Genomic DNA, 12035 nt, shown 5'->3' with positions numbered 1-12035 from the left:
GTCAGACCAATGGTGCACTCCAACAATAACTAACAACCAGGAGTCTGACGATGCGTGATTACGCCGATGCCGCCCGTTCGTTTGACCATGCCCAGGCTGCCCGCGCAGCACTGCACGGGCAACTGACGGCCCTCAATGCCTGCGTCGAATGCTGTGACCGCCATGTCGGCAGCGGCAAGCCGGCGCTGCTGTGGGAAGGCCGTGATGGCGACAGCAAGCGGTACACCTTCGACGAGTTGGCGCCCTGGGTGGCCCGCTTTGCCAACGTGCTGAAAGCCCAGGGGGTGGGCGCGGGCGACCGTGTCGCCGGCTTGATGCCACGCATTCCCGAGTTGCTGGTGACCATCCTCGCCACCTGGCGCCTGGGTGCGGTCTACCAGCCGTTGTTCACTGCCTTCGGGCCGAAGGCCATCGAACATCGCCTGGAGCAGTCCGCAGCACGCGTGGTGGTGACCGACCAGCAGAACCGTGCCAAGCTCGATAGTGTGAGTGATTGCCCGAAGATCATCACCGTTAAGGCACGCGCTGGCGAACTGGATTTCCATGCCAGCCTCGAAAGTGTCGCGGGCGACTGTGAACCTGTCATGCGCACGGGTGACGACCCTTTCCTGCTGATGTTCACCTCGGGTACCACCGGCCCGGCCAAACCCCTGGAGGTGCCGCTGCGCGCCATCGTCGCCTTCCAGGGCTACATGCGTGATGCCATCGACCTGCGCCCGGAAGACAACTTCTGGAACCTGGCCGATCCGGGTTGGGCGTATGGCCTCTATTACGCAGTTACCGGCCCCTTGTCGCTGGGCCATGCCACGACCTTCTACGATGGCCCGTTCAGCGTCGAGAGCTGCGCGCACATCATCAACAAACTGGGCATCAACAACCTGGCCGGTTCGCCAACGGCTTATCGACTGCTGATCGCTGCGGGCCGAGCGTTTTCCGCGCCAATCCAGGGCCGCCTGCGGGTTGTCAGCAGTGCTGGCGAGCCGCTCAATCCAGAGGTCATACGCTGGTTTGCCGACGAACTGGGAGTGACCATCCACGATCACTATGGCCAGACCGAACTGGGGATGGTGCTGTGTAACCACCATGGCTTGAAGCACCCGGTACACCTGGGGTCTGCCGGTTTCGCCATTCCAGGCCACCGTATCGTCGTGCTCGATGAGCAGGGCGCGGAGCTGTCGGTCGGGCAACCTGGGATTCTGGCCGTGGACCGTGAGCAATCACCCTTGTGCTGGTTCGGCGGTTATCGCGATGTACCTACCAAATCGTTCGTCGGCAAGTATTACCTCAGCGGCGATACCGTCGAGCTCAACGCCGACGGCAGCATCAGCTTTGTCGGCCGCAGCGACGATGTGATCACCACCTCCGGTTACCGAGTCGGTCCTTTTGATGTGGAAAGCGCGCTGATCGAGCACCCCACGGTGATCGAAGCGGCAGTCATCGGCAAGCCCGACCCGGAACGCACCGAGCTGATCAAGGCCTTCGTCGTCCTGGCCCAAGGTGTGACAGGCACGGCCGAGCTGGAAGATGCCTTGCGCCAGCACGTGCGCCAGCGACTGTATGCCCACGCCTATCCGCGTGAAATCGAATTCGTCAGCGAGCTGCCCAAGACGCCGAGCGGCAAGCTGCAACGTTTCATCCTGCGCAATCAGGAAATCGCCAAACAACAAGCGCAGCTGGCCACACGCGCCAGCGCCTGAGGAACCACACATGCAGATCAACCACAAACATTTCATCGTCAGCGGCGCGGCCTCCGGGCTGGGCGCCGCCACCGCGCAGATGCTGGTCGAGGCGGGCGCCAAGGTCATGCTGGTCGACCTCAATGCCGCGGCCGTCGAAGCCAAGGCACGTGAACTGGGTGACAGCGCCGGTTTCGCGGTTGCCGATATCAGTGACGAGCAGGCCGCAAAGGCGGCGGTCGACGCTGCTGTCAGTGCATTCGGCAGTATTCATGGCCTGATCAACTGTGCCGGTATCGTCGGCGCCGAGAAGGTGCTGGGCAAGCAGGGCCCGCATGGCCTGGCCAGCTTCACCAAGGTCATCAACGTCAACCTGATCGGCAGTTTCAACTTGCTGCGCCTTGCAGCGGCAGCCATGGCCGAGGGCCAGCCTGACGAAGGAGGGGAGCGCGGCGTGATCATCAACACCGCCTCCATCGCCGCTTATGACGGGCAGATTGGCCAGGCTGCCTATGCGGCATCCAAAGGCGCGATTGCCAGCCTCACGCTCCCTGCGGCCCGTGAGCTGGCGCGTTTCGGGATCCGGGTGATGACCATCGCCCCTGGCATCTTCGAGACGCCAATGATGGCCGGCATGACCCAGGAGGTTCGCGACTCCCTGGCCGCCGGCGTACCGTTCCCGCCGCGCCTGGGCCGCCCACAGGAGTACGCAGCTCTGGCCCGCCACATCATCGAGAACAGCATGCTCAACGGCGAGGTAATCCGCCTTGACGGCGCCCTGCGCATGGCTGCCAAGTAAGGAGCATTGAACATGACCCTCGTCAACGACCCAATTGTCATCGTTAGCGCCGTGCGCACGCCCATGGGTGGCCTGCAGGGCGATCTCAAGAGCCTCACCGCACCACAACTGGGCGCAGCGGCGATCCGCGCGGCTGTCGAACGCGCCGGTATCGATGCCGGCAGCGTCCAGGAGGTGCTGTTCGGCTGCGTGCTGCCGGCCGGGCAGGGCCAGGCCCCGGCGCGCCAGGCGGCCCTCGGCGCCGGGCTGGGCAAGCACACCACCTGCACCACGCTGAACAAGATGTGCGGCTCGGGCATGCAGGCGGCGATCCTGGCCCACGACCAACTGCTGGCCGGCAGCGCCGAAGTGATCGTCGCGGGTGGTATGGAGAGCATGACCAACGCTCCATACCTGCTGGACAAGGCCCGTGGCGGCTACCGCATGGGCCACGGCAAGATCATCGACCACATGTTCATGGACGGCCTCGAGGACGCCTACGACAAAGGGCGGCTGATGGGGACGTTCGCCGAAGACTGCGCGCAGAAAGGCGATTTCAGCCGCGAAGCCCAGGATGCCTTCGCCATCGCCTCGCTGACCCGTGCGCAGGATGCGATCACGAGCGGCCGTTTCGCTGCCGAGATCGTCCCGGTGGAAGTCACCGAGGGCAAGGACAAGCGCGTCATCAAGGATGACGAGCAGCCGCCCAAGGCGCGCCTGGACAAGATCCCTCAGCTCAAGCCGGCCTTCCGCGAAGGCGGCACCGTCACCGCCGCCAACTCCAGCTCCATTTCCGACGGTGCCGCGGCGCTGGTGCTGATGCGCCGTTCCGAGGCCGAGAAGCGTGGCCTCAAGCCGTTGGCGCTGATCCATGGCCACGCGGCCTTCGCCGACACCCCGGCGCTGTTCCCCACCGCGCCCATCGGCGCCATCGAAAAGCTGCTCAAGCGCACCGGCTGGACACTGGCCGAGGTGGACCTGTTCGAGATCAACGAGGCCTTCGCCGTGGTCACCCTGGCAGCCATGAAGCATCTCGACCTGCCCCATGAGAAAGTGAACATCCACGGCGGCGCCTGTGCCCTGGGCCACCCGATCGGCGCCTCGGGCGCGCGCATTCTCGTGACCCTGCTGTCGGCGCTGCGCCAGAACAACCTGCGCCGTGGCGTGGCGGCCATCTGCATCGGCGGTGGCGAAGCGACGGCCATGGCCGTCGAATGCCTGTACTGAGGTGAATCATGCTGGTAACTGACGAGCAACAACAGATCGCCGACGCGGTACGTGACTTCGCTCAGGAGCGCCTGAGGCCGTTTGCCGAGCAATGGGACAAGGATCACCGCTTCCCCAGGGAGGCCATCGAGGAGATGGCCGGCATGGGGCTGTTTGGCATGCTGGTGCCAGAGCAGTACGGCGGCAGCGACACGGGCTACGTGGCCTACGCCATGGCCCTGGAAGAAATCGCCGCCGGTGACGGCGCCTGCTCCACCATCATGAGCGTGCACAATTCGGTGGGTTGCGTGCCGATCCTAAAGTTCGGCAACGAGGCGCAGAAGCAGCAGTTCCTGGCGCCGCTGGCCAGCGGCGCGATGCTCGGCGCGTTCGCCCTGACCGAGCCCCAGGCCGGCTCTGATGCCAGCAGCCTGAAGACCCGCGCTCGCCTGGACGGCGACCATTACGTACTCAATGGCAGCAAGCAGTTCATCACCTCCGGACAGAATGCCGGGGTGGTGATTGTCTTCGCCGTCACCGACCCGGATGCCGGCAAACGCGGTATCACGGCCTTCATCGTGCCCACCGATGCACCGGGTTACCAGGTGGCGCGGGTCGAGGACAAGCTCGGCCAGCACGCCTCCGACACCTGCCAGATCGTCTTTGACAACGTGCGGGTACCGGTGGCCAATCGCCTGGGCGAGGAAGGGCAGGGTTACAAGATCGCCCTGGCCAACCTCGAGGGCGGGCGGATCGGTATTGCCTCGCAGTCGGTGGGCATGGCCCGCGCCGCCTTCGAGGTGGCCCGCGACTACGCCAATGAGCGGCAAACTTTCGGCAAGCCATTGATCGAGCACCAGGCGGTGGCTTTCCGTCTGGCCGACATGGCGACTAGGATCGCCGTGGCCCGGCAGATGGTGCTGCACGCCGCGGCCCTGCGCGACGCCGGGCGCCCGGCGCTGGTGGAGGCCTCGATGGCCAAGCTTTTCGCCTCGGAAATGGCCGAAAAGGTCTGTTCGGATGCCTTGCAGACGCTTGGCGGTTATGGCTATCTGAGCGACTTCCCGCTGGAGCGCATCTACCGCGACGTGCGGGTCTGCCAGATCTACGAAGGCACCAGCGACATTCAGCGCATGGTCATTGCGCGCAATCTTTGAAGGAGCAGACTGCATGGCATTCGAAACCATCCTGTTGGACATCCACGGCAAGGTCGGCCTGATCACCCTCAACCGCCCGCAGGCGCTCAACGCGCTGAACGCGCAGATCGTCGGCGAGATCAACCAGGCCCTGGACCAGCTCGAGCGTGACCCGAACATCGGCTGCGTGGTGCTCACCGGCTCCGCCAAGGCCTTCGCCGCAGGCGCCGACATCAAGGAAATGGCCGAGCTGCAATACCCGCAGATCTACGTCGACGACCTGTTCAGCGACGCCGACCGCATCGCCAACCGGCGCAAACCCATCATTGCCGCGGTATCGGGCTTCGCCCTGGGTGGCGGCTGCGAGCTGGCGATGATGTGCGACTTCATCCTCGCCGCCGACAATGCCAAGTTTGGCCAGCCGGAAATCAACTTGGGCGTGTTGCCGGGCATGGGCGGTACCCAGCGCCTGACCCGCGCGGTGGGCAAGGCCAAGGCCATGGAGCTGTGCCTGACCGGGCGCCTGATGGGCGCCGAGGAAGCAGAGCGCGCCGGTCTGGTGGCGCGCATCGTGCCGCAGGCCGAGTTGGTGGAGGAGGCGTTGAAAGTGGCAGCGGCTATTGCGGCCAAGTCGATCCCGGTGAGCATGATGGTCAAGGAGAGCGTTAACCGGGCGTTCGAAGTCACCCTGAGTGAGGGCGTGCGCTTCGAGCGCCGGGTGTTCCACGCCGCCTTCGCCACTGAGGATCAGAAGGAAGGCATGGCCGCCTTTATCGCGAAGCGCGAAGCGCAGTTCAACGACCGTTGAGCGCGGGTCCTTGAGCTGCAGCGGCCTTGCCGACTCATAGCGAGAAGAAGTACTTGGCCGCTGCGGCGCTGGAGATGGACCCACGGTGGATCGCTATCGGGTTGCCGGTAGTCGGGTCGATCGCGGTACTCCCTGCCAGTTGGCGTTGCGCGGCGGTTTTCAGGTGGCCAGCGAGGAACTGGGACTTGTCGGTGTCGAGCGCCGCGTAATGGAAGTGGGCGTACCACTGCGGCTGCTGTTGGTAGCGGATCACATACTCGTCAAGATAATCGGCCGCACGCCCCTTTACTTTGGCCAGCAGCTTGCGCGTGCCAAGTGCATGGACGGTCACTTTGCCGTTGTCGATCAGATGCTGCACCCACACCATCTCGGGGTTCTGCCGTAATGCCGCCTGGGTTCGTAGTTCGTCCGCCTGGCGCTCCAGAGTCAGGCTCAAGTCGTTCAGCGCCTTGGTGATACGTGCCGCGTCCTGGTCCGCGGCGGCCTCGTCGGTCTGGTTGTCATCGGTCAAGTGCTTTTCGATGGCATTCGACTGCTCCATCAGCCGTTTCTTCTGCGATATCAGCAAGTCATATATTTCGTTGGGTAGATATCTGGAGGATTTTGCGCGTTGAACTTGCTCCAGCTCGGCGCGTGCACGGGTCATCAGTTTGCCACTTTCCTTGAGCAGGCTTTTCAGTCCTGCCTTGGAGGGGGGGGGCGGTAAATTGGCGGAAGCGATCTCGATACCGGCTTCGTTCTCCCTGCGATAGGCGACGGGAGGACTGTCCGGATCGGGGCCGGCGACATCGATAATTGTGTCATCGTCTTCGCGGGGGACGCCGAGCATCAGCCCGTGGTCTTCAGTCTCGATCAGGCCGGGTATGTGCTTGCGCAGTTGCGCAACAGTGATGGAGGGAGGGTAGTCGGGGTATTCGGCTAGCTCGACACGGACTTTTTCCTGTAGGTAGGCCACGTCCTTCTCGATTTGTTCGAGTAACGCGGGGGCGTCGTTGTCCTGCGAGCGTTCCTTGAAGTTGGCCAGCTGTCGTTTGGCATCGTTCAGCCATTCGTCGATGCCCTTGAGCAGACGCGTGGCCAGTTCGGCGTTCGGTTGGTCCAGCGCCGCCAACTGCCTGTGCTGGCTGATCGCGCGTCCCACATTGTCATTGGCCAGGCTTAGCCAGAAGGCACTGCCGGTCGGGTTGCTGTCGTCGATCGGGTGGCGAGTGAATAGCTGGTTGAAGTGGTTTTCCAGGCGCAGGTAGCGGCAGGTGAACGGGGCGTTTGGGCTGGTCCAGGTCTGCTTGAGCGTTTCAAACATCTTCTGGATGCTGTCCTGACCGCGGTTGGTCAGTTTCTTGAGCTCCATGTGGATCTCGCTCATGGCGTCTGCATTGACCACCATCTGGTCGAACAACGGGGACAGCTCGGCGAGACGTCGGCTGTAGATGGCCAGGTCAGAGGGGGTCATGCTGCCTTTGTAACTGCTGAGGAATTGGGCAAGCTGATTGCGGCGAGGCGTGCACAGGCGTTTGAGGGTCAGGTTGACCATCTGTTCGCTAAGTGCGCGCTGGGTCAGGGCGTTGGCGCGCTCCACCTTGAAGCCGTTGCGTGGTGACAGGGCGTTGCGGCTGTTCAGGCGCTCCAGGTGGGCTTCCCAGAACAAGGATGCGTCCTGGCAGGACTTGAGGTGATCCCGTAGAGCTGCGTCGGAGGTGCTGTCAGCGAACTTTGCCGCATCGGCCCGCATGAGTTTCAGCTGCGCCAGGCCTTGTGCCAGGTCGCGGTCGAGCTGCTGGTCGAGATCGGCCAGCGCCTGGCGGTTCGCCTCACGCAGGCGGGCTATGCGCGATCCTGAGCGCATGCCGCCACGCAGGCGCAGGCGCAAGTCAAGCTGCCAGCGGCCAGCTTCGTCACGCATCAGCCAAGGCCCCAGTTGCGGTTCGGCGGTATTGCTGACGATGCGTGGCTCTTCACCCGACTCGTCGAGCAGGACTTTGTACACCTTGCCTTGCAGGTGCACCCAGCATTCATCCTGCGCCAGGTACAGGCCTGCCAGATGCCCGGATGGAATCGGCGTACCAAGGGACTGTACGCTGACATCGGCGTGCAAGGCCTCCAGTTCCGAGCGCCGCTGAGCATCCAGAGTGGGGGCGGGGCTTGCCCAGTTGAAGTCCGCGGCATCGACGGATGGTGCGGTGACAATGTGTGCGGGTTTAATCAGAATCGCCGATGTGGTGTCGGGTACCTCTCGGGCCAAGGGACCTTCCTGGCCTTCTTCCAGTTTCAATTGCCAGGAGGTGTGGGACAGCAGTAGCAACGCAACGTTGAGCAGCAAGTTGACCATGGCGATGCGATGGCCTTCGGGGTCACGATTACTGACTGACTCGACGGCCTGAACCAAGGCGACTTCCATCTGCACGAGCCAACCGACCTTGCCCAGTGTGCTGCCAGCCAGGGGTAGCAGCGTATTGAACAACAGCCAGCCCAGTTCCTTCCAGCTGTTCCAGCGCGTTTCGGCGCTAGTGCTGGCGTGTGCCTGGAACCGCTGAATAGACTCCTGGACGCTCGCCAGGTAAATAGCTTTGCCAATATCGTCGACGGCGGCTTCGAGGCTCAGGGTGGCCGGTGGGGGCGTACCGAAGGGCACCGCGAAGGTGTCGTCCAGGGGGTAGAACACGTGAGGTTCGAGGAAGCCGCCGTGCGCGTAGACCTTGCGGTCTGCTTCCGGCAGGCGTTGCAGGATGTCATCCTGCAGTGCGCCAGGGGTACACATGGCGACAAACAGCGCCAGGCGGTCGTCATACTGCAGCAACGGCTGCTGGTGCAGTGGGCGATAGAGCAGACATGGACTTGCATCCGGTGTCGCCAACTCGATGATCCAGGCATTGAGAGGATGATCAGCAGAGGCGTCGACCTGCTTGAGCAGCCCCAGTGGACGCATCACCCAATGATTCTCGCCACCACTGACGGTTGCGTTGAAAATCTGTGCCACACCTTTGACGCAGACTTCGCTGATACCCATCCCGCGCAGATGCTGCTCCAGTGCCAGGGCCGGCAACTGTTTGCGTAGCTGATCGCCAAGCAGCTTCTGGCGGGTTCGCTGCTGTTCGACGTCGTCCAGCAGTTTGCCGCGCAACATTCGCGGGTATGCGCTGGCGATGTCCAGCTCGGTGACGAGGGTGCGCAGATAGTTTTCATTCATCCATTCGGGCAAGGGGGCCGTGGTCTTCGACGCCAGTTCCACACGGCCGGGTTTGAGCAGGCCGAGATTACCGATTGCCAGTTCGGCAAAGCTGAACTCCACTATTTGCGTGTCGCCCGAGGCAAACAGGGCATCTTGTCCAGCCGCCGCCGCGGTCACCTGATGGTTGATGATCCGCACATCTTCGGGCAGCAGTGCGCTACCGGGATGGTCGGTGGTAAAGCGCTGGGCCAGCTGGCGGTTCGCAAAGGCCTGTGCGGTGTCGACACCATCGAGCCAGAACTCGCCATCGGCATCATGGTAGGCCTGGGCCACATCGACCAGCATCTGCGCGTAGTGCACCTGGTCATCCACCTTGGCGTCCCTTAACCATGCCGGTAGATGTTGGCTCAGGGTCAGGCGTTGAGCGCGCTCCTTGCGATCGCACAGGTCGACCAGGGATGTCAATCGATCGAGATCCTGGCTCAATGGCAGTGCGTACGCCTCCCCATGGTACTTACGGGAAACCACGTCGGCGACGCGCAGCTGCTGTTGGAGCAGTTCCAGTGCCTGGGCCTCGAAGGGGGCCTCTGCCAGCGGCACAATGTGCACCTTGTGTGGGGCTGTCGTGTCATTGGCAGGCCAGAGTCTGTTGAATATCGCCAGCATGGTCGGGCGAGAAGGGAACACCAGCAATTTGCCGACCAGCGTATACAGCAGGGTACTTGAGCCCGTTGTGCTGGTGCGCTCGATGAGCAGGGCGCTGCCCAGGTCAACATCGATCTTGCTGATGGAGGAGAAGTCGGTGCTCAAGAGTGCGACCGAAGTCCCCGCCATAGTAGGCGCGGGACGCGCCGTTTTTGAGAGTAGCTGGTTTACGTTGGCGGCCTCCAGAGCGCTCAGTCTGTTGTCTTGGATATTGCAAGCAACAGTCTTCTCAAACTGTTTCTGCAGGTGGTCGGCATACCATTGCCACGGTGTTTGTCCGCCGCTATCGAAATTACCCCAAAACTCCACCAGCTCTTCACGGTAGCGCTCAAGCAACAGGGGGCCGCATTCGTTGATCAGCAGCTCGACGGCATGCAAGTCGATGTCCAAGGCCCACGTTGGGTTGTCCACGGCATGGCTGCTGATGAAGTCTTCGCCCTGCGTCAAGTTGAGGGTGGCGCGCCCACAGAATCGTTCGGTCAGCGCGAACGCCAGCGGGCGAATCCAGGCACCCGAACCGCCAGGGCGGCGGCTGATCAAGTGCAGCGTCAGGGGGGCGTGGGACAAGCCAATCCGACGTTGTTGCCATTGTTCACTAAGCATGGTGCTGGCGATATCACCCAGCATGGGGCGGCCTTGGAATCGCTTGGCGACGGCGCAATCCAGATCGCTGAATTCGAGAAGTTGTTGCTGCAGGTTCATTGTGTGAGACTCCGGTGTTCTGAAGCCTGATGAGACGGTAGATACACCACGCCCAGGTGATACTTGGGTATCGCCCGGATTGCTTCTGGGGGCTCGTGCCGAGTTCTCCGTGGCTGGCCATGGGCCGGCAAGGCAAAACGTCAGGCATCAAGAAGAGCGCTTGCCAGGGTTTGGCCGGCCAAATGGTGGGGCCGACATATCGTCGGCCCATGCTTTATGAGGCGCGCAACGTCAGAAATGTAAGTAGCCAGTTGGCGGATTCCTTGCTGATTCGGCCAATTCGCCGTCATTTCTGTTGCCCACCGTCGCTTGGCGCCTTAGACTGCCGCCCCCTGTAAAAGAGTGCCGGTTGGCGCTTGAAGAATTCCGCTGCCGGCGAAGCATCGCAGGCAGCACCCGAATCGCCCAAATGCACATTTTTTCATAGAGAAATCGATGACCAAGGAACAGTTGCTGGCCATGTCGGCCGATGACTACATGAATGCCGAACAGCTCGCGTTCTTCACCAAGCTGCTGCAAGCGATGAAAGTCGAAACGCACGAGCGCATCGAACTCAGCCGCACCGCCATCGAAAGCCTGGATACCCCGTCGGATCCCGCTGACGTGGCGTCGGTCGAGGAAGAACGCACCTGGTTGGTCAATGCCATCGACCGCGACCAGCGTCTGCTGCCGCAACTGGAGATGGCGCTGGACCGCATCACCGACGAAAGCTTCGGCTGGTGCGACGACAGCGGCGAGCCGATCGGCCTGAAGCGCCTGCTGATCAGCCCGACCACCAAGTACTGCATCGAAGCCCAGGAGCGTCACGAACAGCTCGACCGCCACCAGCGGCAGATCTGATCCAACGCCTTGTGCAAGGCCCCGCGGAGCGATCCCTGGGGCCTTCGTGTTTTCTTGCCTTGCATCAAGCATGGCTGTCGCCATCGAGGCGCCACGTGCCGGCGAGCACGGACGTCGCTTCGCGGTGGCCGATGAGCTGGGTACCGGGGTGAACAAACCGGTGTGCAGCTTGCACAGATTAGGGGACTGGCAGCCCGTGTCGAAGGCCAGGTCCGCGCAATTGGATTGAGCGGATTTGTTGCCGGAATTGCAATACAGCTGTACCTGGCGGCGCTTTTTCCCAGGCAGGGCAGGCCGTATCATGCGCGTATCGTTAGGTTGCTAATTAAATTCCGGAGGGAATGATGAATAGCCAAGTCGATGTCGCCGTCATGATCGGGACTGGCGTGCCGCGCTCAATGCAGGCCCTGGGCAACCGTGTGTGTTGGGTGGTACTGGTCGATGGCGAGCGTCGCGGCACAGCATTCGCCAGCCGCGCCGAAGCCTTGGAATGCCGGGATGCCTGGCTGGCCCTGCTGGACAGCTGCAACGCGGCCTGAGGCGTTCAGCGCTCGAATTGTCGGGCCAGTGCGCAAGCCTGCTCGTGGCACTGGCGAAAACCCCTGACCCGGCCCGTATCGCGTTCGGCGATGTGGTAGAAGGCGACACCGGCGGGAATGACGATATAGCGAGGCATATCATGGCCGGAAATGTTACGTGCCTCTCGACGGGTTTCAGTGTTTTCGTGCATATTCGCTCTCCTGTAATGCGCGACTGAAGGCCAGCATTCCTTTCTGGCGAAAGAACTGGTGCTGCTTGTCGCATCCTTTCCGGCATTTGTGCTGTCGGACATTACGTTTCCCTTTGCGGAATCGAGCCGAAGCTTACTTCGCATCGCCGGGCGGTGGCTGGGTGAACTGCTTCCTGGTTGCCCTTGCGCCGTTGCGCGTGGACGCTTTGTCGCTTGTTTCCACGGTCCTGCGGACCTTGACTAAAAAGTGCCTGTCACCTGACGCAACTTGTGTCCGTGGCGTGG

9 protein-coding genes are annotated in these 12035 nt (G+C 62.4%); 7 read left to right on the top strand and 2 right to left on the bottom strand.

All coding sequences use genetic code 11. The annotated features are described in order from the left end of the window. Window positions 1-50: 50 nt before the first annotated feature. Genes ACZ9C1_RS09945 through ACZ9C1_RS09925 form a run of 5 tightly spaced genes read left to right on the top strand, consistent with a single transcriptional unit; the run spans window position 51 to window position 5604 of the window. Window positions 51-1697 carry an AMP-binding protein gene (locus ACZ9C1_RS09945; protein WP_198755572.1) on the top strand — a complete coding sequence of 549 codons (1647 nt, stop codon included), beginning with the start codon at window positions 51-53 and terminating at the stop codon, window positions 1695-1697. A gap of 10 nt (window positions 1698-1707) precedes the next feature. Further along, the gene (locus tag ACZ9C1_RS09940) at window positions 1708-2475 is read left to right on the top strand and encodes an SDR family NAD(P)-dependent oxidoreductase (protein WP_139669811.1); all 768 of its coding nucleotides are present in this window, start codon (window positions 1708-1710) and stop codon (window positions 2473-2475) included. Window positions 2476-2487: 12 nt separating this feature from the next. Then, window positions 2488-3681: an acetyl-CoA C-acyltransferase gene (locus tag ACZ9C1_RS09935; RefSeq protein ID WP_139669813.1), complete on the top strand. Its 1194-nt coding sequence runs from the start codon at window positions 2488-2490 to the stop codon at window positions 3679-3681. A gap of 8 nt (window positions 3682-3689) precedes the next feature. After that, window positions 3690-4817 (top strand): acyl-CoA dehydrogenase, encoded by a 1128-nt coding sequence (locus tag ACZ9C1_RS09930; protein WP_198755574.1) that lies wholly within the window; start codon window positions 3690-3692, stop codon window positions 4815-4817. A gap of 13 nt (window positions 4818-4830) precedes the next feature. Further along, window positions 4831-5604 (top strand): enoyl-CoA hydratase, encoded by a 774-nt coding sequence (locus ACZ9C1_RS09925; RefSeq protein ID WP_277505040.1) that lies wholly within the window; start codon window positions 4831-4833, stop codon window positions 5602-5604. A 34-nt stretch (window positions 5605-5638) separates the two neighbouring features. Here the strand turns inward: ACZ9C1_RS09925 and ACZ9C1_RS09920 are convergent, their stop codons facing one another. Continuing rightward, window positions 5639-10180 (bottom strand): hypothetical protein, encoded by a 4542-nt coding sequence (locus ACZ9C1_RS09920; RefSeq protein ID WP_476253930.1) that lies wholly within the window; start codon window positions 10178-10180, stop codon window positions 5639-5641. A gap of 435 nt (window positions 10181-10615) precedes the next feature. Between ACZ9C1_RS09920 and ACZ9C1_RS09915 the strand changes: the two genes are divergently transcribed. Continuing rightward, a complete protein-coding gene (locus tag ACZ9C1_RS09915) occupies window positions 10616-11020 on the top strand; it encodes a TraR/DksA family transcriptional regulator (RefSeq protein ID WP_277505038.1) in 405 nt (134 codons plus the stop codon). Window positions 11021-11364: 344 nt separating this feature from the next. Next, the gene (locus ACZ9C1_RS09910; RefSeq protein WP_102683678.1) at window positions 11365-11559 is read left to right on the top strand and encodes a hypothetical protein; all 195 of its coding nucleotides are present in this window, start codon (window positions 11365-11367) and stop codon (window positions 11557-11559) included. 5 nt (window positions 11560-11564) lie between these two features. On the opposite strand, the gene ACZ9C1_RS09905 is transcribed toward ACZ9C1_RS09910, so the two are convergent. Next, window positions 11565-11750, bottom strand: coding sequence for a hypothetical protein (locus ACZ9C1_RS09905; RefSeq protein WP_110703556.1), 186 nt, complete (start codon window positions 11748-11750; stop codon window positions 11565-11567). Between the last annotated feature and the right edge of the window lie 285 nt (window positions 11751-12035).

Source organism: Pseudomonas sp. TE21435, assembly GCF_056279265.1.
Note: the sequence above shows the minus strand (reverse complement) of the source record. Positions and strands in the feature narration are given on the sequence as shown.